This window comes from Pseudomonas sp. Pso3, assembly GCF_055393275.1.
The window spans coordinates 408,582-431,628 of sequence record NZ_AP043687.1 but is presented as its reverse complement, the minus strand read 5'-3'; the positions used below and the strand labels follow the sequence as shown (position 1 = coordinate 431,628).

The following is a 23,047-nucleotide window of genomic DNA, read 5'->3' as shown; positions in this document are numbered from 1 at the left end:
GTTTCGCCCCCTCGGGCGACTCACTTTTTTCAGTCGCGGCTGCGCGCCCCGGAAAAAAGTAAGCAAAAACGCTTGCCCCGACCATCCGGCCCTCCGCTGCCCTCCGGGTGACTCGCGTTGCTCGCCCTTCGGGCCAGCCTACGGCTGTTACTTCGCTACGCTACGTTTCGCTCACGCCAGTGCCGTTCCGGGGTCGGTCCAGATGGGCCGTCCATGGCCCACTGGACCTCTCGCCGCATCCATGCGGCTCGACCCACTCCACGACACTGGCGCTCGCCCTGCTGAACGGGGCGATTCGCCAGCCTGGAGGTTCTGGATGAAGAACCCTGAACAGCCCGCAGCCCGTAGCCCGCAGCCCGTAGCCCGTAGCCCGTAGCCCGTAGCCCGTAGCGGGGACAGCGGCGAAGCCTTGTCCGCTGAGCAGCGGAGCCCATTAGTGGAAAACGCTGCGCGGTTTTCCACGCTACGTCTCCAGGCGCCAGCGGGCGACTCGATGGTTGACGAGTGCGCCTTCCGGTATCGATGCAGGAAGTGCCAGCTTCGCCTTGTAGCGGTTTCCGTTGGGACTGGCGCTATCGCGGCCATGGGCCGCTCCTACGGGTGTGCCTTGAAACTGTAGGAGCGGCCCATGGCCGCGATGACGAGGGGCTTGGCGGTGTTGGGCTTCGACGATGCAGCCGTCTCAGCCCAACCTACGAGCGCGCGCTCTTACAGGCCCTTCTCGAAGATCTTCGAATTGCGCTGGAAGTTGTACAGCGAGGCCCGCGCCGCAGGGAGGCGCTCCACGCTGCTGGGTTCGAAGCCGCGTTCGCGGAACCAGTGGGCGGTCTTGGTGGTGAGCACGAACAGGGTGCTCAGGCCGCGCTCGCGGGCGCGTTGTTCGATGCGGGCCAGCAGGGCGTCGCCGCGACCGCCGTGGCGGTAGTCGGGATTGACCGCGAGGCACGCCAGCTCGCCCGCCGCCGAGTCGGCGATGGGATAGAGCGCCGCGCAGGCGATGATCAGGCCTTCGCGTTCGACGATGCTGAATTGCTCGATCTCGCGCTCCAGCACCTCGCGGGAACGGCGCACCAGGATGCCCTGTTCTTCCAGCGGGCGGATCAGCTCCATCAGGCCGCCGACGTCGGCGATGGTCGCCTCGCGCAGGGTCTCGAAGGGTTCCTGGGCCACCAGGGTGCCGCTGCCGGCGCGGGTGAAGAGTTCGGTGAGCAGGGCGCCGTCCTCGGCGTAGCCGACGATGTGGCAGCGGCGTACGCCACCGCGGGTGGCCTGGGCGGCGGCGTCGAGCAGTTCGGCCTGGTAGGAGCTGCCCAGGCGCGCCAGATGGGTGGGGATCTGCTGCGGACCGATCTCACGGATCAGGGCGCCGTGTTCGTCCAGCAGGCCCGGTTCGGCGCCGTAGAGCACCAGCTTGTCGGCGCCCAGATCGATGGCGGCGCGCATGGCGACGTCTTCGCAGGCCAGGTTGAAGGTCTCGCCGGTGGGGGAATAGCCCAATGGCGAGAGCAGCACGATGGTGCGCTCGTCGAGCAGGCGGCCGATGCCGCGGCGGTCGATGCGGCGGACTTCGCCGGTGTGGTGGAAGTCGACGCCATCCTGCACGCCCACCGGGCGCGCGGTGACCAGATTGCCGCTGGCGACCCGCAGCCGCGAGCCCTGCATGGGCGAGGCAGCCATGTCCATGGACAGGCGCGCCTCGATGGCGCTGCGCAGGCTGCCGACGGCGTCGATCACCGCTTCCAGGGTCGGGCCGTCGGTGATGCGCAGGTCGTTGTAGAAGCGCGGCTCGATGCCCCGCGCGGCCAGGCGCGATTCGATCTGCGGACGGGAGCCGTGCACCAGCACCAGGCGCACACCCAGGCTGTGCAGCAGCACCAGGTCGTGGACGATGTTGCCGAAGTTGGGGTGGGCGACGCCGTCACCGGGCAGCATGACGACGAAGGTGGCGTCGCGGTGGGCGTTGATATAGGGCGAGGCGTGGCGAAGCCAGTTGACGTATTCGTGCATCGAGACGAAGACCCTTGGAGGATAGGCGGGAGGGTGAACGGGGGCAGGCAGGGCGTTCAGCGTCGTCGCAGCACGGGGGTTCCTCGACAGGGAGCGGATGGGCAGACAGCCTCAGTAGACCGTCTGGAGTTTACAAAAAGTCACGCCGGACGCGCGGGTCTGTTCATCGGACCGCTGCGGCCGCGCCCAGGCAGTAGTGGCCGATCAGCTGCTGCAGCAGCTCGACGGTAGGCGCGATCCGCGCCAGCGCCAGGTGCTCCTCGGGCTGGTGCGCGCAGCTGATGTCGCCGGGGCCGAGCACCAGTACCTCCTGGGTGATCGCCTGCAAATAGGGCGCCTCGGTGGCGAAGGCCACGGCCTCGGCGCGGTGGCCGGTGAGCCGCTCGGCCAGGCGCACCAGTTCGGCCTCGGCGGGCTGCTCGAAGGGCGGTACGGCGGGAAACAGCGGCTGGTAGTCGATCCGTACCCCGAAGCGTTCGGCGACCGGCAGCAGCCGCCCGCGGATGGCCTGGCGCAGGGCTTCGGGCTGCATGCCCGGCAGGGGGCGCAGGTCGAATTCCAGAGCGCACTGGCCGCAGATGCGGTTGGGATTGTCGCCGCCATGGATGCAGCCCAGATTCAGCGTCGGCTGGGGCACCAGGAACAGCGGATTGCGGTATTCACGCTGCCACTGGGCGCGCAGGTCGAGCAGCTCGCCCATCACCGCCTGCATGGCGTCCAGGGCGCTGTGGCCCAGGCTCGGATCGGAGGAGTGGCCGCTCTGGCCGAGGATGTCGATGCGCTCCATGAGGATGCCCTTGTGCAGGCGGATCGGCCGCAATCCGGTCGGCTCGCCGATCACTGCGGCGCGGCCCAGGGGGCGGCCGGCTTCGGCCAGTACCCGGGCGCCGTCCATGGAGGATTCCTCGTCGCAGGTGGCCAGCACGATCAGCGGCTGGCGCAGCTGGCGCGGATCCAGGTCGCGTACCGCCTCGAGGATCAACGCGAAGAAGCTCTTCATGTCGCAACTGCCCAGGCCGTACCAGCGATCGTCGGCGTCGCGCAGACGCAGGGGATCGGCCTGCCAGAGCGCGGCGTCATAGGGTACGGTATCGGTATGGCCGGCCAGCACCAGACCGCCCGGCCCGCTGCCCAGGGTGGCGATCAGGTTGAACTTGCCGGGTGCTACCTCCTGGGTCTCGCAGGCGAAGCCCAGGGCGCCGAACCAGTCGCTCAGGCGGGCGATGACGCCAGCGTTGGACTGGTCCAGGGCGGGCTGGGTGCAGCTCACCGAGCTTTCGGCGATCAGGGTTGAGAACAGAGCTTTCAGCGCGGGCAGGGTCATGCGGGGTCTCCTGGTCACGCCTCCATCATGGCGCCATCCGCCGCGCGATGAAACCTTCATGCGCCAGGGGGGCGGGACGGGCTAAACTAGCGCCCACGTTCTCGCCGTCCGTCGTCATGACGCGCTCGGCACGGAGCCGGACCGTTCTCTTCCGGCGCCAGGATCCTCCAATGGCCAAAGAAACCGAAATCAAGCTGCGCGCCAGTGCGGCGACCCTCGACGCCCTGCGCGCTCATCCGCTGCTGAAGAAGCGTTGCAAGGACGGCTGGCAGCGCCACGAGCTTTCCAACTGCTATTACGACACCGACACCCGCGACCTGGCCCATGCCAAGGTCGCCCTGCGTGTGCGCCGTGATGGCGAGCGTTTCATCCAGACGCTCAAGAGTCGCGGCCAGAGCCTGGCCGGGCTGTCCGAGCGCAACGAGTGGGAATGGCCGCTGGCCGATGCCACCCTGGACACCGCGCTGTTCGACGACAGCTGCTGGCCGGCGGAACTGGCCGACCTGGACCTGCGCCGCCTGCAGCCGGTGTTCGACACCGATTTCGTCCGCGACGCCGCGGAGATCGCCTGGGGCCGGGGCAAGGCCCGAACCATCATCGAAGTCGCCCTCGACCAGGGCGAGGTGCGTGCCGGCGACCAGCGCGAGGCCATCGCCGAGGTCGAGCTGGAATTGCGCCAGGGCGAACCGGCCGCGCTGCTGGAACTGGCCGAACAACTGGCCGCCGAATTCCCGCTGATGCCCTGCGACATCAGCAAGGCCGAGCGTGGCTATCGCCTGCACGATGCGGCGAGCTACACCCTCTACCTCTCTGCGCCGGAACTCGACGCCGAAACGCCGCTGGACGAGGCCGTCGCCCGCCTCGGCGGACACCTGCTGGCCGGCAGCCAGCGCCTGGCCGAACAGTATCGCTGGAATGGCCACTGGCGCCTGCTGGTGGACTGGGTGCACCAGCTGATCGACCTGCGCGCCCTGCTCGGCAGCCTTGGCCAGGCCGCTCCGCGGGCCACCAGCCGCGACCTGCGCCAGACCCTCGACGAGCTGCTCGCCGACTGGCGCCCGCTGGCCGCCATCGGCCAAGACGACGAGGAAGCCCGCCGCCAGGCACCGCAGCGCTTCGCCGCCGAACTAGAGCAGCCGCGCTGGGGCCTGTTCTCCCTGCGCGCCGCGCGCTGGCTGCACGAGCGCGCCTGGACCCAGGGCCGCACCGGCCGTGGCGAACGCCAGGGCGCGACGCCCCTGGGCCAGTGGCTGCCGCGCTTCCTCGCCCTGGAAGCGGCCGAGCTGCCGCTGCTGCGCGCCATCACCGAACCGGAGCTGATCGAGCAGCAGCTGCCGCGCCTGGAGCGCATGCAGGTCTGGCTGCACCTGGCGCGGGGCGCGCTGGACCTGCCCGAAGCCGATCGGCTGTATGGCGAACTGGGCAAGCTGGCGCCGCTGAGCGCCCATGGCGACCTCGCCGGGGTGGCCGAGCAGGCGCGCCTGATCCATGGCCTGACGCCCTGGAAAGCTCTGGCCTGAGCCGCCGAATGGCGGGAACGGCTGGCGCATCCGGCCGTCCATCCTGATGGCACAAGGCCGCGAGCGATTCCTTAATACAAAATCGCTATGCTGGAGGAGGCGACCAACCTGGCGGGTAGCGCAGGCGGGTCGTCCCCGGTCAGGCACCGGGCGCCACCCCGAGTGCGACCACCTTTTCAAGGAGTCCAGATGTCCGCCATAGCTTCCCCTTCCGCTGATCGTTGGCTCGACCTGGGCGACATCCTGCGCGAGCTGGTCAGCCAGCAGCGGATCGACCAGCAGACCGCCGAACAGTGCCTGCTCCTGCGCCGCGGTTCGGCCAATCCGCAGCAGCATCCGCTGGAGTTCCTGGCGGCGCAGAGCGTGGACGACCTCAGTCGCCCGGGGCGCAAGCTGGATCTGGACAGCCTCACCCGCTGGCTCGCCGAGTATTCGGGCCAGCCTTTCTACCGCATCGATCCGCTCAAGGTGGACGTGGCCTCGGTCACCCCGCTGATGTCCTACGCCTTCGCCCAGCGCAACAAGATCCTCGCCGTGGCGGTGAGCCCGGACGAGGTGACGGTGGCCAGCGCCCAGCCCTTCGTGCACAGCTGGGAAAGCAACCTCACCCATGTGCTGCAGCGGCCGATCAAGCGCGTGGTGGCCAGCCCGGCGGACATCACCCGCTACACCCAGGAATTCTTTCGCCTGGCGCGCTCGGTCACCGGCGCCTCGGCGGTGGAGCAGAAGACCAGCGGCGTCGGCAACTTCGAGCAGCTGGTCAATCTCGGCGCCGCCGATGGCGAGCCGGATGCCAACGACGCCCACATCGTCAACATCGTCGACTGGCTGTTCCAGTACGCCTTCCAGCAGCGCGCCAGCGATATCCACGTCGAGCCGCGTCGCGAGCAGGGCGCGGTACGCTTTCGCATCGACGGGGTGCTGCACACCGTCTACCAGTTCCCGGCCCAGGTCACCCTGGCGGTGGTCAGCCGGATCAAGAACCTCGGGCGCATGAACGTCGCCGAGAAGCGCAAGCCCCAGGACGGCCGGATCAAGACGCGCATGGCTGGCGAGAAGGAAGTCGAACTTCGCCTGTCGACCATGCCCACCGCCTTCGGCGAAAAGCTGGTGATGCGGATCTTCGACCCGGACGTGCTGCTCAAGAGCTTCGACCAGCTCGGTTTCTCCGCCGACGACCTGCGCCGCTGGGCCGGCATGACCGGGCAACCCAACGGCATCATCCTGGTCACCGGCCCCACCGGTTCGGGCAAGACCACCACGCTGTACACCACCCTCAAGCAGCTGGCCACGCCCGAGGTGAACGTCTGCACCATCGAAGATCCCATCGAGATGGTGGAGGACGCCTTCAACCAGATGCAGGTGCAGCCCAACATCGAGGTGACCTTCGCCAGTGGCGTCAGGGCGCTGATGCGGCAGGACCCGGACATCATCATGATCGGCGAGATCCGCGACCTGGAAACCGCCGAGATGGCCATCCAGGCGGCCCTGACCGGTCACCTGGTGCTCTCCACCCTGCACACCAACGACGCCCCCAGCTCGGTGAGTCGCCTGATCGAACTGGGCGTGCCCTACTACCTGATCCGCGCCACGGTGCTCGGCGTCATGGCCCAGCGGCTGGTGCGGACCCTCTGCCCGGCCTGCAAGACGCCCACCGAACTGGACCCGGCCGCCTGGCAGGAACTGACCAAGCCGTGGAACGCCCCGCTGCCCACCGGCGTCATGCAACCGGTGGGTTGCCCGGAATGTCGTGACACCGGCTATCGCGGTCGTGCCGGGGTATACGAAATCCTCACCCTCTCCGATAGTCTGCGCGAACTGGTGACGGCGGATACCGACATCACCGCGCTGCGGCGGCAGGCGTTCAAGGAAGGCATGCGCAGCCTGCGGCTGTCCGGTGCGCAAAAGATCGCCGCCGGCTTCACCACCGTGGAAGAAGTACTGCGCGTCACGCCCCAGAGCGAACGTTAGGTCCAGCAGCCCGCGAGCGGAACAAGGATAGCCAGCCGTGCAGACAACCGTCGTGAACCCTGCCGTGGGTGCCGAGGACGCCGAGCAGCGCCGTCGCCGCCAGGCGCTCCTGGCCACCTGCGGCCTGCTCGACGGCCAGCCGGAGCCGGCCCTCGACGACCTGGTGGAACTGGCGGCCACCCTCTGCGAGACGCCCATCGCCGCGGTCAACCTGCTTGGCGAGGAGCAGCAGCTGTTCATCGCCGAACGCGGCCTGGGCGTGGCGGAAATTCCCCTGGCGCTGTCCTTCTGCCAGCACCTGCACGACGCCCGGGAGGCGCGGCAGATCGAGGACCTGAGCCAGGATCCGCGCTTTACCGACAATCCCCTGGTGACCGATCCGGCCGGGCTGAGATTCTATGCCGGCGCTCCGCTGCGGACGGCCGAAGGCGTCTTTCTCGGCACCCTCTGCGTGCTCGACTGGCAACCGCGCGAGCTGAACGCCGCACGCCTGAGCGGCCTCGAACGCCTGGCGCGCCAGGTGCTGCGCCTGTTCGAGACGCGGTTGCAGGCGGCCTCGCCGGCGCGGCACAGCACCCTCGACGAAACCCATTACCGCGCCCTGATGGACGTCAATCCGCAGATCATCTGGTTCGCGCGGCCCGATGGCAGCTTCGAATACGCCAATCGCTACTGGTACGAATACAGCGGCCTGAGTCCGGCCAGCGTGGTCGCCGACCCCGATCTCTGGGCCGGCGCCATCCATCCCGAGCAGCGTCCGCAGCTGTTGCGGCGCTGGCGCGAGGTGCGCGAGCAACGCGTCGCCGGCAGCCTGGAATTGCAGCTGCGCGATGCCGAGGGTCACTATCGCTGGTTCGAAACCCGCACCATGCCCTTCACCAATGCCAGCGGCGAGATCGAGCATTGGGTGGGCGTGGCCCAGGACATCGACAGCCGCAAGCGGGCGGAAACGGCGCTGCGGGAGAGCGAGGCCTTCGCCCACCTGCTGCTCGAATCGACCCACGAGGGCTTCTGCGCCCTGGATCGCCAGGGCCGTGCCACCCTCTGCAACCGCGCCTTCCGGCAGATGCTCGGCCTGCCCGAGGACCGCGACATCCTCGGCGAGCGCCTCGACACCCGGCTCAGCTCCGCCCGCAGCGAGGATGGCGCCCGGGCCCTGCAGCGCGCCGCCAGCGAAGGCGCCACCCTGCACCTGTCCGCCGACGCCCTGCTGCGCGAGGACGGCAGTCTGCTGCCGGTGGAATGGCGCGCCCAGCCGCTCTGGCGCGACGGCGAGGTCCAGGGCGCCATCTGCACCTTCGTCGACCTCAGCGAACGTATTCGCAGCCATGACCGCCAGCGCTTTTTGCTCGAACTGGGCGACCTGCTGCATGGCGTGACCCACACCGGCGAAGTCGCCTCGGTACTGGGCGACAGCCTCGGCCACCTGCTCGCCGTGCAGCGCATCGGCTATGCCCGGGTCGGCCGCGACGGCAGCCTGACCATCGACAGCGACTGGCTCGAACAGGGCCGAACCCACCGTCTCAACCTGCCCAGCCTGGCGCACTGGCACACCTCGGCGGTGGAGGAGCTGCGCCGCGGCATCATCGTCAGCGTGGAAGACAGCACCCAGGACAGTCGCCTGGGCGAGATGCGCACCCAGTTGGTGGAGCATGGCGTGCGCGCCGGCCTGGTGGTGCCCCTGCTCGCCGAAGAACAGCTGGTGGGTCTGCTGTTCCTCTATGCCGACACGCCCCGCCACTGGACCATCGGCGATGTCGCCCTGGTACGCGAGGTGGCCGAGCGCATCCGCATCGTCATCGAGCGCACCGCCGCAGCCGACGCCCTGCGCCTGGCCGAGCAGCGCATCGCCCTGGCCATGGACGTGGCCGACCTGGGCGTCTGGGACTATGACATCGACCGCGACCTGATCAGCTGGGATTCGCGCCTCGCCCATCTGGTCGGGGCCACGGAGCGCCGCTGCACCCTGCGCGGCGCGGCGCTCCTGCGCGCCCTGCACCCCGCCGATGCGCCCCGGGTGCGAGCCTATGTCAGCGCGGCCATCCAGGGCGGCGGCAATGCCTATGACCTGCGGCTGACCTTTCGCGTGCGCAGTCCGCGCCAGGGCGAACCGGTGTGGCTGAGCATCCGCGGCCGCGAACGCCTGGAGCCCGGCGGTCAGCGGCGGCTGGTGGGCATCGCCCGCGACATCACCCGCGAACGCCATGACGCTGATCGCATCAGCGAGACCAATCGCCAGCTGCGCCGGCAGATCGAGGAGCGCCGCGCCGCCGAAGCCCGCCAGCACGCCCTCATCGAACTGGGCGACCGCCTGCGCGAAGGCGACCCGGAAAGCGCCGGGGTGGCCGCGGCCCTGGAACTGGTGGGTACCCGACTGGGCCTGCGCCGGGTCGGCTATGCCCGTCTGGACGAGAGTCGCGGCACCTTCGTCCCGCACCAGATGTGGACGCCCAATGGCCACTTCGACCAGGCCCTGGCCTATCCGCTGCTCGCCCCCGACAGCCTGGGCAGCCAGGAGGGCGAAGCGCCCCTGGTGATCGACGACGTCAGCCAGGACCCGCGCGCCCAGGCCAATGCGCAGCGCCTGCTCGATCTGGAGATCGCGGCGCTGGTGGACATCCCGCTCTATGAAGACGGTCGCCTGCGCGCGCTGTTCGTCGCCCATGATCAGCGCGCCCGGTTGTGGACGGAAGGCGAGGTGCAATTTCTGCGCGACGTCACCGACCGGCTCTGGTCGGCCATCTGCCGGCAGCGCTCCCAGGACGCCCAGCGCGAGAGCGAGGGCCGTTTCCGGCTCATGGCCGACAGCGCCCCGGTGCTGATCTGGGCTTGCGACGCCGACGGCCAGCTGCAATTCGTCAACCAGCGCTTCGCCAGCGAATTCGATCTGCACGACGCCGATCTGCACGACCAGGGCTGGAGCGCCCTGCTGCCGGACAGCGAATGCCCGGCCTTCGAGGGCGCCTTCAAGCAGGCCGTCGCCACCCACAGCGCGCTGCGTGCCGAGGTGCGGGTGCGCAACGCCCAGGGCGAATGGCGCTGGCTGCGCCTGGAGGGCACCCCGCGCCTGGAGCTCGACGGCGAATTCCATGGCCTGGTGGGCTGTGGCGTGGACGTCACCGAGGCACGGCAGACCACCGACCAGCTGGAGCAGCGCATCGCCGAACGCACCCAGGAACTGGGGCGCAGCCATGCGCGGCTGATCGCCGAGATCTACGAACGCGAGCGCACCGAGGAAGCCCTGCGCCAGTCGCAGAAGATGGAAGCCATCGGCCAGCTCACCGGCGGCATCGCCCACGACTTCAACAACATGCTCACCGGCATCGTCGGCGCCCTCGACCTGATCCGTCTGCGCATCGCCAACGGCCGCACCCAGGACCTGGATCGCTACATCAACGCCGCGGTCAATTCGGCCGACCGTGCCGCCGCCCTCACCCACCGGCTGCTGGCCTTCGCCCGCCGCCAGACCCTGGACCCGCAGCCGGTGGACGTCCACCAGCTGGTTGGCTCGCTGCAGGACCTGCTGGTGCGCACCGTGGGCGAAAACGTCGCCCTGCGCCTGGATCTGGCGCCGGTCGCCTGGCTGGCCCACAGCGATACCCACCAGCTGGAAAACGCCCTGCTCAACCTGGTCATCAATGGCCGCGACGCCATGCCCGCCGGCGGCGAGCTGTGCATCGCCACCGCCAACCTCAGCCTCGACGCCGAGGCGGCGGCCCGCGAATCCCTGACCCCGGGCGACTATGTGCGCCTGAGCGTGGCCGACACCGGCACCGGCATGCCACCGGAGGTCAAGGCCAAGGCCTTCGAACCCTTCTTCACCACCAAGCCGGCCGGCCAGGGCACGGGGCTCGGCCTGTCGATGATCTACGGCTTCGTCAAGCAGTCCGGCGGCACCGCGCGCATCGACACCGAACAGGGCCAGGGCACCACCATCAGTCTCTATCTGCCGCGCCATCCGGAGGTGGCGGCCGCCGCCACCGATCAGCCGACGCTCAAGGTCGCGCCCCGCGCCGAGGCCGGCCAGACCGTGCTGGTGGTGGAGGACGAATACGCGGTGCGCATGATCGTGCTGGAGGTGCTCGCGGAGCTGGGCTACACCGCGCTGGAGGCGAGCGATGCCGATGGCGCCCTGCCGATCATCGAGAGCGATCAGCGGCTGGACCTGCTCATCAGCGACGTCGGCCTGCCCGGCATGAACGGCCGCCAGCTCGCCGAGATCGCCCGTGGTCGGCGCCCCGAGCTCAAGGTGCTGTTCATCACCGGCTATGCCAAGAACGCCAAGGTGCGCGGCGAATTCCTCGGCGAGAACATGGACATGCTGATCAAGCCCTTCGACATCGATGCCCTGGCCGAGCGCATCCACAGCATGATCCAACGCTAGGCACTGGCGAAGAAGCCGGCACAGGGCGCTGGAACTCGAAGGACGTCTGAGCTCTCTATAGGAAACCTCAAGAAGGAGATCTCATCCATGCGCCTGAAGAAGCTTGCTCTGGTTTCCCTGATCGGCCTGCCGCTGCTGGCCGCGACCACCGCCGCCAATGCGGATGCTCGGTTCTGGCGGCATGCCGCGACCCTCGGGGCGACCTCGGGCTCGTTCTATACCACCAGCCGTGACGACCACAAGATCGTCGCCGCCACCCAGGACGACGCCAGCTCCTACCTGGCCAGCAACGGCCAGATCCGTGGCCCCTACCTGGAGGCCGCGCTGCGCGACATGCGCGCCGCCGAGCCGGGCCTCAAGGCCAGCGACAGCGATCTCGCCATGCGTATCCTGAGCCAGTAAGGGCCAGGCAAAAAAGAACCCCGCCGGCCACGCCGCGCGGGGTTCTTTTTTGCTCGGGGTCCGGGCGGCGGATGGCGCCTCAGCTCTCGCTGGCGGCGCGATAGCCGTCGGCGTCGAGCAGCTTGTCCAGCTCGGCCGCATCCTGCGGCTTGAGCTTGAAGAACCAGGCGCCATAGGGCTCGCCATTGACCTGCTCGGGGGCGTCGGCCAGGGCCTCGTTGACGGCGATCACCTCGCCGCCCACCGGGGCATAGATGTCCGAGGCCGCCTTCACCGATTCCACCACCCCGGCCTGGTCACCGGCGGCGAGGGTCTTGCCGACTTCCGGCAGTTCGATGAAGACCACATCGCCCAGGGCTTCCTGGGCATGGTCGGAAATGCCGACGGTCACGCTACCGTCGGCTTCCAGACGGGCCCATTCGTGGCTGGCGGCATAACGCAGGTCGGCGGGAATCTGGCTCATGAGAGGTCCTCGGGGCTGGCACGGTTAAAAGGCAAGGGTAGCCTGCCGACCCCGGGGACCGCCATCGCTGGCCGGGCTTATTTGGGACCGATGCTCGCGCAGCTGCTGCTGTCGACGTACTTCTTCAGGGTCGCCCACTGGGGTCGATCCACGCCGTTGATGGGTTCCACCGCCAGGTTGTAGTTGCCCCAGCCGGGACCGGCGGCCCAGTAGCTGGCCGGAATGCAGTGCTGCTTGAGATAGGCCAGCATGTTGTCCATGGCCACCAGCCAGCGCGGATCGTCGTCCGGCACGCCGAATTCGCCGATGTAGCCCTGCTTGCCGTTCTTCTTCAGCCAGTCGACGAAGGGCTTGACGCGATTCACCCCGACCATGGGGTCGAAGCCGCTCATGTCCTTGCTGGCGTACTGGCCGCCACCGTCATTGTCGAAATAGACGTGGGCGGAAAAGATCAGCTTGTTGGCCGGGTCCTTGAGCGCCAGCAGCGGATCGTTCCACTGCGGCCAGCGCACGGCGCTGGACCAGCCGTTGCCCTCGACGATGATGGGGTGGACGCTGTCCACGGTACGGATGCCGTTGATGCCGTGCTGGGCGGCGGTCGGCCAGAAGGCCACGGCGTCGTGGGGCTCGTTCATGATGTCGTAACCGAAGAGCGCCGGGTGCTTGCCGAAGCGGAAGGCCAGGCGATAGGTCACGTCCCAGTAGTTGAAGTAGGTGACCTTGCCGGCGCCGATCACCTCGCCGCGATAGCGCGCATAGTTGTGCAGGTCGAGGATCACCTTGACGCCATACTTCTGGGCGTAATTCAGCGTCTGGGTGACCAGGGCGCCATAGTCCGGATCCAGCATCGAATTCAGGTTGGGCTGGATGCGCTCCCAGATGATCGGAAAGCGCACCAGCTTGATGCCCTTGGCGCTCCAGTCCTTGAAGTGCTGTTCGCTGGGAAAGATGTAGTTGCGGTTGTTGAGGCCGGGTAGCACCTGGCTGGCGAAGCCGGCACCGGAGAAGTTGAGACCGACCAGGTCGACCGCCTGGGCCGAACCCAGGAGTGCGCTGCTCAGGGCCAGGGTACCGGCCAGCCGCAGGGAAAACTGGCGCAAGCGCCGGGTAAGGGATTGCATGACTGCACCTGTGAAAAGAAAGACTCCCCGCCCCCGCAAGCTAGCGGGTCCTGGCGTAGGCGAGTTCAGGCGGCCGCGTCCGCTTGCGGCGCCACTGGGTGCGACTTCGTCGTCATTGTTGGGGCAGCTATCGGCGTCAGCTGCGCCAGCTTTAGTGAATCTTTTCGTTCAAAAACAGATGGTTACGCTTTGATTTACGTCAGATAGCCGGCGCTTTTCCGCAGACCTCGGCGCAGTCTCGCTAACGCCTTGAATCGGCAGGACTTTCCGTATCCGTGAAAGAACGAGCGCAGCGCCAGAGCACTCAAAAAGACCGACTGGGTAAAAAGAGTCATTTTCAAAACCGAACTGCACAGATGCCCAGGATGGCCATGGGACCGGCCCCGGAACGTTCGCCGGCAGCCGGGCTCTATCCTGCGAGCCCCTCGCGAGAGCCCTGCCATGCCCCTGAGCACGCCCTATCCCTTGCGTACCCTGGCCCTGACCCTGGCCGCCGTTACCCTGCTCGGCTGCGGCGAGACCGCGCGCCTGCAGCGCGAAGCCGGCTATGGGCCGACGCCGACCCTGCCGGAACCCCACAAGACACTGCTGCCGACCATCAACGTGGCCCCGGCGGTCGGCTGGCCCGAAGGCGGCAAGCCCACTGCCGCGCCCGGCACCCAGGTCCAGGCCTTCGCCCGTGGCCTGGACCATCCGCGCTGGCTCTATGTGCTGCCCAATGGCGATGTGCTGGTGGCGGAAAGCAATGCGCCCAAGCGCGAGGGCTTTCCCGGGATCAAGAACTGGATCGCGGGTCTGTTCATGAAGAAGGCCGGCGCCGGGGTGCCCAGCGCCGACCGCATCACCCTGTTGCGCGATGCCGACGGCGATGGCGTCGCCGAGACCCGCACCGTCTTCGCCGAACAGCTGCATTCGCCGTTCGGCATGGTGCTGGTGGGCGAGGACTTTTATGTCGCCAATGCCGATGCCCTGGTGCGCTTCTCCTATCGCCCCGGTGCGACTCGCCTGGAAGGCCAGCCGGTGACGGTCACCGAGCTACCGGCGGGCATCAATCACCACTGGACCAAGAACGTCATCGCCAGCCGCGACGGCAAGAAGCTCTATCTCACCGTGGGCTCCAACAGCAACGTCGGCGAAAACGGCCTGGATATCGAGGAAGGCCGCGCCGCCATCTGGGAGCTGGATCGCGCCAGCGGCCAGAAACGCCTGTTCGCCACCGGTCTGCGCAACCCCAATGGGCTGGACTGGGAGCCCACCACCGGCAAACTGTGGACGGTGGTCAACGAACGCGACGAGATCGGCAGCGACCTGGTGCCGGACTATGCCACCTCGGTGCAGGACGGCGGCTTCTATGGCTGGCCCTACAGCTACTGGGGCAAGACCGTGGACAGCCGGGTACAGCCGCCCCGCCCGGATCTGGTGGCCAAGGCGCTGACCCCGGACTACGCCCTGGGTACCCACACCGCCTCCCTGGGCCTGGCCTTCGCGAGCGCCGACAGCGGGTTGCCGACGGCGTTTCGCCAGGGCATGTTCGTCGGCCAGCACGGCTCCTGGAATCGCGATCCCAAGAGCGGCTACAAGGTCGTCTTCGTGCCCTTCCAGAACGGCAAGCCCAGCGGCCCGCCGCGCGAACTGCTTACCGGCTTCCTCAATGGCAAGGAAGAGGCCCAGGGACGTCCGGTCGGGGTAGTCAACGATGGCCACGGCGGCCTGCTGGTGGCCGACGATGTCGGCAATACGATCTGGCGGGTCAGCGCCCAGCGTCCCTGAGCCGTGTTAATCCGGCCTTAAGCGCCCTGGCCTAGGCTGGAGGCTGACCATCCTGGAGATGGTCACCGCTCTTGCCGAGGCCGGCCCGGAGCGGTAAAACCGCTCAACCGCCTGGGAAAATCCGATGAGAATACTGCTGGCCGAAGACGACATGCTGCTGGGCGACGGCATCCGCGCCGGCCTGGCCCTGGAAGGCGATACCGTCGACTGGGTGACCGATGGCCAGGCCGCCCAGGCGGCGCTGGAAACCGATCCCTTCGATCTGGTGGTGCTCGACATCGGCCTGCCCCGCCGCTCGGGGCTCGAGGTTCTGGCCGCGCTGCGCAAGCGCGGCGACGCTACCCCGGTACTGATCCTCACCGCCCGCGACAAGGTCACCGACCGGGTCACCGGCCTGGACACCGGCGCCGACGACTACCTGACCAAACCCTTCGACCTGGACGAACTGCTCGCCCGGGTCCGCGCCCTCACCCGCCGCAGCGCCGGCCGGGCCCTGCCGCAACTGGAGCACAACGAGCTGCGGGTCGATCCGGCCACCCACCGGGTGACCCTGGCCGGCCAGCCGGTGGAGCTGGCACCGCGGGAATACGCCCTGCTGCGCCTGCTGCTGGAAAACATGGGCAAGGTGCTCTCGCGCAATCGCCTGGAGCAGGCGCTCTATGGCTGGGACGGTGACGTCGAGAGCAACGCCATCGAGGTGCATATCCATCACCTCAGACGCAAGCTCGGCACCAGCCTGATCCGCACCGTGCGCGGCATCGGCTACGGCATCGACCAGCCCGAGCGGCCGGCTCCATGACCGACGGCCCGGCCGTCTCGCTGCGCCGGCGGCTGCTGACGCTGCTGCTGTGCGGCATCTTCGCCTGCTGGCTGATCGCCGCCCTGGTGACCTACCAGCTGGTCCTGCGCCAGGTGAATCGCCTGGCGGACGAGGACATGCTCGACTTCGGCTCGGCCGCCCTGCACTTGGCCACCCTGGGCGAGGGCGGTGACCGCAGTCTGCCGCCCGCGGCCCGGGCCCTGGAGCGCAGCCGCACGGCCATCGCCGACCTGCCGCTGTTCAAGCGGCGCAACGCCCTGGGCTATCTGCTGCAGGCCGGTGATCAGCGCCTCGGCACCCCGGCGCCGCCGGCCGGTCTGGCCGACCAGCCGCCCGGCTTCAGCAGCCTGCTGGCCGAGGGGCAGCACTGGCGCGTGCTGCGGCTGAGCAGCGGCGAGGGGCGCATCTGGATCTACGAAAACCTGGCCGATCGCCGCGGCGCCACCAACCTGCTGCTGCTCGGCTCGCTGTTTCCCCTGGCCCTGGCCCTGCCGGTGCTGGCCGCCCTCATCTGGTTCGGCGTCACCCGCGGTCTGGAACCCCTGCGCCAGCTGGCCGCGCAGATCAAGCAGCGCTCCGCCCAGCGCCTGGAGCCGTTGCCGCTGAGCCGGGTGCCGCTGGAAGCCGCGGTCCTGGTGGAGGAGATCAACGCCCTGCTGGAACGCCTGGACGGGGCCTTGGAGGCGGAGCGCCGGCTGACCAGCGACGCCGCCCACGAGATCCGCACCCCCCTCGCCAGTCTGCTGACCCACACCCAGGTCGCCCTGAGGTCCAGCGACCCCCAGGCCCATGCCCGCGGCCTGGTGCAGGTGCGTCGCAGCGCCGAACGCATCAGCCAGCTGATGGAGCAGATCCTGCTCCTGGCGCGGCTGGACAGCGGCGCCCTGCAGGAGCAGTTCGTCCCCGTCCATCTTGGCCGGCTGGCGGCGGATACCCTGTCGGAACTCGCGCCCCTGGCCATCGAGAAGAACATCGACCTGGTGCTGGAGGATCAGGAGGTCAAGCTGTCGGGTATTCCCACCTGGCTGGGCGTGCTGCTCACCAACCTGGTGGGCAATGCCATCCGCTATACCCCCAGCGGCGGCCAGGTGCTGGTCCGGGTCGTCGAGGAGGTGCCCGGCCAGGTACGTATCGACGTCTGCGACAGCGGCCCCGGGGTCAGTCCGGAAGAACGGGCGGTGATCTTCACTCGTTTCTACCGCAGCGAGAGCGCTGGCCAGAACGTCGGCAGCGGCCTGGGGCTGCCCATCGTCAAGCGCATCGTCGAAATCCATGGCGGCAGCCTGCACCTGGGCGAAGGCCTGCAGGGACGCGGGCTGGGGGTATACGTCGAGCTACCCGGCCTGGCCTGATCCGGCCACCTACGACCAAGGCCATCTTTTACCCGGGACGGCCTAGGGCTTACAGTGCAGGGATTCGCCACAAGCGAATGCAGTCCTGCCTTCTGGAGAGCCCGGCCCATGTCCATGATCCTGTACCACACTCCCGCCTCGCCCTTCGGTCGCAAAGTCGTGGTGATGCTCCACGAGACGGACCTGATCGAGCAGGTGGAGGTGGAAATCGTCCAGCAGACGCCGCTCAACCCCAATCGTGACGTCCTCGATACCAACCCCGCCGGCAAGATTCCCGCCCTGCGCCTGGCCGATGGCACCTGCCTGCACGACAGCCGCGTCATCCTCGACTACCTGGATACCCTGCACGCGCGCACCCCGCTGATCCCGCGGCAGGGCCCGGAGCGCTGGCGGCGCCTGACCCTGGCCTCGCTGTGCGACGCCATGATGGAAGCCGCGGTGCAGATCCGCTACGAGAGCTTCATGCGCCCACCGGGCATGCAGTGGAAGCTCTGGCTGGACAACCAGCAGGAAAAGATCGCCCGGGCGCTGGACTACTTCGAGCGCGAGGCCATCGCCGAGCTGGAGGGCGAATTCGACGTGGCCAGCCTGGGCATGGCCTGCCTGCTCGGCTATCTGGACTTCCGCATCCCCACCTGGGCCTGGCGCAGCGACTGTCCGCGCATCGCCGCCTGGTACGCCCGTACCGGCGAGCGGCCCTCGCTGCAGGCCACCCGTCCCTGAGCGGGCGCTAGGCCTGCTGCCAAAGCCGCTCCAGATTGCGAAAGCCCCACTCCTGCGGATCTTCCCGCCGCACGATGCGTTCGTCGGCGGGCGGCCGGGCGAGATCCAGCAGCCGCTGCGGCAGTGGCGTGCGCGAACGCGCGGAAAAGAACACCCGCACCCGCGGGGTCAGCAGGCTGTCCGGGTGCTGCTCGACCACCACCGCCAGCTGCTCGTTGCTCAGTCGCACCAGGGAGCCGATCGGATAGATGCCCAGCGTCTTGACGAAGGCCTGGAACACCCGGGGATCGAAGTGCCCCTTCCACTCCGCCATGCGCCGGATCGCCTCGGCCGGACTCCAGGCGGTCTTGTAGGGCCGGGTCGAGGAGACGGCGTCATAGACGTCGCAGACCGCGGCGATGCGCGACAGCAGACTGATCTGGGTACCGGCCAGGCCATGGGGATAGCCGCTGCCATCGAATTTCTCGTGATGGTGCAGGCAGACGTCGATGACCTCCGCGGATGCGCCCCACTGCCGCAGCAGGGCGACGCCTTCCTCGGGATGCCGCCGCATCACGGCGAATTCGGCCTCGGTCAGCCTGCCCGGCTTGTTGAGCACCTCGACGGGGGTGCGCATCTTGCCCACGTCGTGCAGCAGACCGGCCTGGCCGGCCAGCAGCACCTGCTCAGCCGGCAGGTCCATCTGCCGCGCCACCGCAGTCATCAGAGCGCAGACCGACACCGAATGGATGTAGGTATACTCGTCGACCGTGCGCAGCCGCGTCAGGCTGATCAGTGCCGTGGGGTGCCGCAACACCGACGCCGAGATCTGCTCGACCACGGTCGCCACTTCGCTCAGCTCGATGGCCTGGCCCAGGCGCACGTCCTGGAACAGCCGCGCCACCTCCTGCTTGGCGTGGGCGCTCACCGCCGACGCCTGCGCCATTTCCTGCGGACAACTGATGGCGGCGACCGGTGCGGTGCCCGTCTCCGGGGTCGGAGCGGCAGCGGGGAGCGCCGCGGGGGCAGCGACCGGCGCGGCAACGGGCTCAGGGACCGCCACCGGATCCGGGGCGGGCGAGCATTCGCTCGGGGTCCGGCAATCCAGGCCCTTGGCGATATCGATCCACACCGCGGTCACCGCGCTGTCCTGGATCTTCTGCAGGTCGCGTGGCTCCTGCAGCAGGAAGCGCGCCTTCCAGAACGGATGGTCGATCCAGCTGCCTTCGAATTTGTGGATGTACATGCCGAGGCAGACCTCGGCACTGGTAACCTTTTTGAGCATGGCGTTCACTTCGCAGCGGATCGGCAGCAGCCATCCAGAGGCGGATGATCGCAAAATGCTATGTCACGCCAAAGACTATCGCCCCAAGTTCTAGACGAGAGAATCCATGCACCTCCTGACCGGTATCACCGTCTCTGCGCTGCTCCTGTTGAACACCCTGGTCATGATCGGTCCGCTACTGGTATTCGCCCTGATCAAGCTGCTGCCCCTTGTCGCGCTGCGCGACCTCTGCTCCCGGGTGGTCACCGCCATCGCCGAGACCTGGGCCGAGATCAACAAGGCCATCTTCGCCCGCCTCACCCCCACCGACTGGGACATCCGCGGCACCGAGGCGCTCAGCCGTGACCGCTCCTACCTGGTCATCTGCAATCACCAGTCCTGGGTCGATATCCCCGCGCTCATCGAGACCTTCAACGGCAAGGTGCCCTATTTCAAGTTCTTCCTGAAGAAGGAGCTCATCTGGGTACCCTTCCTGGGGCTCGCCTGGTGGGCGCTGGACTACCCCTTCATGAAGAGATACACCCGCGCCCAGCTGGCCCGCCGCCCGGAACTCAAGGGCGCGGACCTGGCCATCACCCGCCGCGCCTGCGAGAAATTCCGCCGCCAGCCGGTGACCATCGTCAACTACCTGGAAGGCACCCGCTTCACCGCCGCCAAGCATGCGGAGCAGCAGTCGCCCTATCGCCACCTGCTCAAGCCCAAGGCCGGCGGCATGGCCTTCGTCCTCGCCGCCATGGGCGAGCAGCTGGACACCCTGCTGGACGTCACCCTGGTCTATCCCGACGGTCGCGTGCCCGGCTTCTGGGACCTGCTCTGCGGACGAGTCAAACGCGTTATCATCGATATTCGCGCGCGACCTCTGGATCCGGCGCGCTGGGCGGGTGACTACAGCGAAGATGCGGAATTCCGCGCAGGCTTCCAGCAGTGGGTCAGCACGCTCTGGGCAGAGAAGGACCAGCGGATCGAGGCGCTGCTAGATTCCCGCTCGCGCTGAAGGAGCGGGGCACCCTGCCGCCGCCAGACAGTCAGAGAGCGGGTAGTCGGCTGTCTCGACAAGGACCTCCCATGCCCTCCCCGACCCTGGATACCACCACGGCCCGCTGGCTTCCCTGGCTGATCGCCGTGGCCTTCTTCATGCAGTCGCTGGACGCGACCATCGTCAACACCGCCCTGCCGCGCATGGCCGCCGACCTCGGCGAGAATCCGCTGCGCATGCAGGGGGTGGTGATCGCCTACCTGCTCACTGTCGCGCTGCTGATTCCCGCCTCGGGCTGGATTTCCGATCGCTTCGGCAGTCGCCGCGTCTTCTTCACCGCCATCGCCCTCTTCACCTTTGGCTCGCTGCTCTGCGCCCTGGCGCCCAGCCTCAACCTGCTGATCGCCGCCCGGGTAATCCAGGGCCTCGGCGGTTCGCTGATGCTGCCGGTGGGGCGCCTGGTGATCCTGCGCGTCTATCCGCGCAGCGAGCTGGTCCGCATCCTCAGCTTCATCACCATTCCCGGCCTGATCGGCCCCCTGGCCGGCCCGGCCCTGGGTGGCTGGTTGGTGGAAGCCGTGTCCTGGCACTGGATCTTCCTGATCAACCTGCCAGTGGGCATCCTCGGCTGCCTGGCCACCCGCCGCCTGCTGCCGGATCTGCGCAGCCCCCTGCCGCAACGCTTCGACGGCCTGGGCTTCCTGCTCTTCGGCACCTCCATGATCCTCATCAGCATCGCCCTGGAAGGCCTCGGCGAATTGCACCTGCCCCATGTGCGGGTGGTGCTGTTGCTGATGGCCGGCATGGCCTGCATGGTGGCCTACTGGCTGCGCGCCCTGCACCACGACCAGCCACTGTTCTCCGCCGAGCTGTTTCGCATCCGCAGCTTCGCGGTGGGCATCTTCGGCAATCTCTTCGCCCGCCTCGGCAGCGGCGCCCTGCCCTTTCTCATCCCGCTGCTGTTCCAGGTGGGCCTCGGCTACTCGCCGACCCAGGCCGGCCTGCTGATGATGCCCCTGGCGCTGTCGGCGATGCTGGCCAAGCCCATCGCCGGTCCGCTGATCGGGCGCCTCGGCTATCGCCGCCTGCTGGTGGGCAACACCCTGCTGCTGGGTTGCCTGATCGCCAGCCTCGCCCTGATCGGTCCCTCGACGCCCTTCGTCTGGCTGCTCATCCACCTCGGCATCCTCGGCGCGGTGAATTCCATGCAGTTCACCGCCATGAACACCATTACCCTCATCGACCTGCACGACCAGCAGGCGGCCAGCGGCAACAGCCTGCTGTCGGTGGTGATGCAACTGGCCATGAGCTTTGGCGTGGCCTGTGCGGCCGCCTTGCTGGGCGGTTTCCAGGACGACTATGGCGATACCGAGGTGCTGTCCGCCTTTCGCGCGACCTTTCTCTGCGTCGGCGCGCTCTCGATGCTGGCGGCGGCGATCTTCCTGCAGGCCTCGCGGGAGACCGGGCGTCGGGTCAAGCCGCTGGCGGCCGAACCGGAAAAGAGCGCGCAGAACGTCGAGTGAAGCGGGCTATAGCACCGCTCGACACGCCATAAACGAAAAACCCCGGCCTGGCCGGGGTTTTTCGTGAGCTTCGGGCGACGTCAGGTGTCAGATGACCTGTACGTGCTCTGCCTGCATGCCCTTCTGGCCTTGCACGACTTCGAAGCTGACCTTCTGGCCTTCAGCCAGGGTCTTGAAACCTTTGCCTTCGATTGCGCGGAAGTGAACGAACACGTCCGGACCGCTCTCGGGAGTAATGAAGCCGTAGCCTTTGGTTTCGTTGAACCATTTGACGGTGCCGTTCTGACGATTCGACATGACGGGTGTTGCTCCTTGGAATAACGGGTTTGTTATGACAGGTGCTGGCGCGGCAGCGCGTTGCATAGACCAGGCACCCGGTACTGAGTTGCAAGGAGTAACAAGAATCGAGCAGCAAGGGGTGGACGGAAAGCCTACCGCCTCAGGTCACGATCGACGGCGACCCAAGCAAACACAGTTCTCGAACTCTACGCCATATTTTTCTGGAAAGCGATTACCCTCCGGAGACCGAAATCGTTTTTGACAAGAGGTAATTTGTCGCGCCATGCAAGGTACTGTGGAGCCGGTTTTCGACCACCCGGACAGCGGCGCAAACCCTCGCCAGTCCTGCTTCCGCGCTTCTTTCCCGCCGTTTCGAATGGCCCGGGCCCACGGCCCGACCATGAAATCCCCCTGCAAGGAATACCGATGAACGTCACCCCTGTGGAACTGCTGATCAGCGATTGCGATGGCGTGCTGGTCGACAGCGAAATCCTCGCCGAACGCGTCGTCCTCGACGGCCTGGCCGCCCATGCACCGCGCGCCGAACTCGAAGCCCTGCTGCACGGGACCTTTGGCCTGACCACCCGGGACATCTTCGCCCTGGTCGAGCAGCGCTTCGGCATCACCCTGCCGCCCGCGCTGTTCAGCGACCTGCGCACCCAGGCGGAAACGCTGATCTCCACCAGCGTGGAAGCCATTCCCGGGGTGAAGCGTGCCCTGGAGAGCATCGACCTGCCACTGGCGGTCGCCTCCAACAGCCTCAGGCACAGCGTCGAATCCTCGGTCCGCCGGGCCGATCTGGTCGAGCGGGTGGCGGGCCATATCTTCAGTGCCGACATGGTGGCCCAGCCCAAGCCGGCACCCGATGTCTACCTCCTGGCCGCCAGGACGATGGGCGTCGCGCCGGAGCGCTGCCTGGTGATCGAGGACAGCGCCACCGGCGTGCGCGCGGCGCTGGCGGCCGGCATGCGCGTCATCGGCTTTACCGGCGCCAGCCACATTCCGCCCAGCCATGGCGAGACCCTGAGCGCGCTGGGCGTAACCGCGCTGATCGCGCACATGGACGAACTCCCCGCGACCGTCGCCCGCCTCCGCGCCGCCGCCAGCGGCGGGCAATAGAAAAGGGGCCCTCAGGGCCCCTTCGCGTT

17 protein-coding genes are annotated in these 23,047 nt (G+C 67.9%); 11 read left to right on the top strand and 6 right to left on the bottom strand.

Annotation, left to right across the window (positions count from 1 at the left end; genetic code table 11):
* Positions 1 to 708: 708 nt before the first annotated feature.
* Both argA and argE read right to left on the bottom strand, forming a co-directional pair.
* On the bottom strand, positions 709 to 2,007 hold the full coding sequence (gene argA, locus ACZ5R1_RS01980; RefSeq protein WP_007161264.1) for an amino-acid N-acetyltransferase: 1,299 nt from the start codon (positions 2,005 to 2,007) through the stop codon (positions 709 to 711).
* Between the two features lie 163 nt (positions 2,008 to 2,170).
* On the bottom strand, positions 2,171 to 3,331 hold the full coding sequence (argE, locus tag ACZ5R1_RS01975) for an acetylornithine deacetylase (RefSeq protein WP_464712791.1): 1,161 nt from the start codon (positions 3,329 to 3,331) through the stop codon (positions 2,171 to 2,173).
* Positions 3,332 to 3,501: 170 nt separating this feature from the next.
* Here argE and ACZ5R1_RS01970 point away from each other — a divergent pair, with 170 nt between their 5' ends.
* From ACZ5R1_RS01970 to ACZ5R1_RS01955, 4 genes are all read left to right on the top strand, one after another.
* Positions 3,502 to 4,851, top strand: coding sequence for a CYTH domain-containing protein (locus ACZ5R1_RS01970; protein ID WP_464712790.1), 1,350 nt, complete (start codon positions 3,502 to 3,504; stop codon positions 4,849 to 4,851).
* A 189-nt stretch (positions 4,852 to 5,040) separates the two neighbouring features.
* Complete coding sequence (tfpB, locus tag ACZ5R1_RS01965) at positions 5,041 to 6,822, top strand: type IV pilus assembly ATPase TfpB (protein WP_464712789.1); 1,782 nt, start codon at positions 5,041 to 5,043, stop codon at positions 6,820 to 6,822.
* Between the two features lie 37 nt (positions 6,823 to 6,859).
* Complete coding sequence (locus ACZ5R1_RS01960) at positions 6,860 to 11,206, top strand: PAS domain S-box protein (RefSeq protein WP_464712788.1); 4,347 nt, start codon at positions 6,860 to 6,862, stop codon at positions 11,204 to 11,206.
* An 87-nt stretch (positions 11,207 to 11,293) separates the two neighbouring features.
* Entirely contained in the window at positions 11,294 to 11,608 is a 315-nt protein-coding gene (locus tag ACZ5R1_RS01955; RefSeq protein ID WP_464712787.1) for a DUF2388 domain-containing protein, read from the top strand.
* 79 nt (positions 11,609 to 11,687) lie between these two features.
* On the opposite strand, the gene gcvH is transcribed toward ACZ5R1_RS01955, so the two are convergent.
* Both gcvH and ACZ5R1_RS01945 read right to left on the bottom strand, forming a co-directional pair.
* Positions 11,688 to 12,071 (bottom strand): glycine cleavage system protein GcvH, encoded by a 384-nt coding sequence (gcvH, locus tag ACZ5R1_RS01950; RefSeq protein WP_007161270.1) that lies wholly within the window; start codon positions 12,069 to 12,071, stop codon positions 11,688 to 11,690.
* 77 nt (positions 12,072 to 12,148) lie between these two features.
* Positions 12,149 to 13,192, bottom strand: coding sequence for a glycoside hydrolase family 5 protein (locus ACZ5R1_RS01945; protein WP_464712786.1), 1,044 nt, complete (start codon positions 13,190 to 13,192; stop codon positions 12,149 to 12,151).
* Between the two features lie 441 nt (positions 13,193 to 13,633).
* On the opposite strand from ACZ5R1_RS01945, the gene ACZ5R1_RS01940 reads away from it, so the two are divergent.
* The 4 genes from ACZ5R1_RS01940 to ACZ5R1_RS01925 all read left to right on the top strand — a co-directional run bounded on the left by ACZ5R1_RS01940 (position 13,634) and on the right by ACZ5R1_RS01925 (position 17,857).
* A complete protein-coding gene (locus tag ACZ5R1_RS01940; protein ID WP_464712785.1) occupies positions 13,634 to 14,962 on the top strand; it encodes a PQQ-dependent sugar dehydrogenase in 1,329 nt (442 codons plus the stop codon).
* Positions 14,963 to 15,086: 124 nt separating this feature from the next.
* A complete protein-coding gene (locus ACZ5R1_RS01935; protein WP_027598241.1) occupies positions 15,087 to 15,761 on the top strand; it encodes a response regulator in 675 nt (224 codons plus the stop codon).
* Positions 15,758 to 17,134: a sensor histidine kinase gene (locus ACZ5R1_RS01930; protein ID WP_042135380.1), complete on the top strand. Its 1,377-nt coding sequence runs from the start codon at positions 15,758 to 15,760 to the stop codon at positions 17,132 to 17,134. The genes ACZ5R1_RS01935 and ACZ5R1_RS01930 overlap by 4 nt, the downstream gene beginning before the upstream one ends.
* 108 nt (positions 17,135 to 17,242) lie before the next feature.
* Positions 17,243 to 17,857 carry a glutathione S-transferase family protein gene (locus ACZ5R1_RS01925; protein ID WP_037007333.1) on the top strand — a complete coding sequence of 205 codons (615 nt, stop codon included), beginning with the start codon at positions 17,243 to 17,245 and terminating at the stop codon, positions 17,855 to 17,857.
* Between the two features lie 7 nt (positions 17,858 to 17,864).
* Here the strand turns inward: ACZ5R1_RS01925 and ACZ5R1_RS01920 are convergent, their stop codons facing one another.
* Positions 17,865 to 19,121, bottom strand: a complete 1,257-nt coding sequence (locus ACZ5R1_RS01920) for an HD-GYP domain-containing protein (RefSeq protein WP_464712784.1) — start codon at positions 19,119 to 19,121, stop codon at positions 17,865 to 17,867.
* Positions 19,122 to 19,227: 106 nt separating this feature from the next.
* Here ACZ5R1_RS01920 and ACZ5R1_RS01915 point away from each other — a divergent pair, with 106 nt between their 5' ends.
* Positions 19,228 to 20,115 carry an acyltransferase gene (locus ACZ5R1_RS01915; protein WP_077171364.1) on the top strand — a complete coding sequence of 296 codons (888 nt, stop codon included), beginning with the start codon at positions 19,228 to 19,230 and terminating at the stop codon, positions 20,113 to 20,115.
* A gap of 71 nt (positions 20,116 to 20,186) precedes the next feature.
* Positions 20,187 to 21,620: a multidrug transporter subunit MdtD gene (gene mdtD, locus ACZ5R1_RS01910; protein ID WP_007161278.1), complete on the top strand. Its 1,434-nt coding sequence runs from the start codon at positions 20,187 to 20,189 to the stop codon at positions 21,618 to 21,620.
* An 87-nt stretch (positions 21,621 to 21,707) separates the two neighbouring features.
* Here mdtD and ACZ5R1_RS01905 read toward each other — a convergent pair whose 3' ends face one another.
* Positions 21,708 to 21,917 carry a cold-shock protein gene (locus ACZ5R1_RS01905; protein WP_007161279.1) on the bottom strand — a complete coding sequence of 70 codons (210 nt, stop codon included), beginning with the start codon at positions 21,915 to 21,917 and terminating at the stop codon, positions 21,708 to 21,710.
* 408 nt (positions 21,918 to 22,325) lie between these two features.
* Here ACZ5R1_RS01905 and ACZ5R1_RS01900 point away from each other — a divergent pair, with 408 nt between their 5' ends.
* A complete protein-coding gene (locus ACZ5R1_RS01900) occupies positions 22,326 to 23,018 on the top strand; it encodes an HAD family hydrolase (protein WP_027598238.1) in 693 nt (230 codons plus the stop codon).
* Positions 23,019 to 23,047 lie beyond the last annotated feature (29 nt).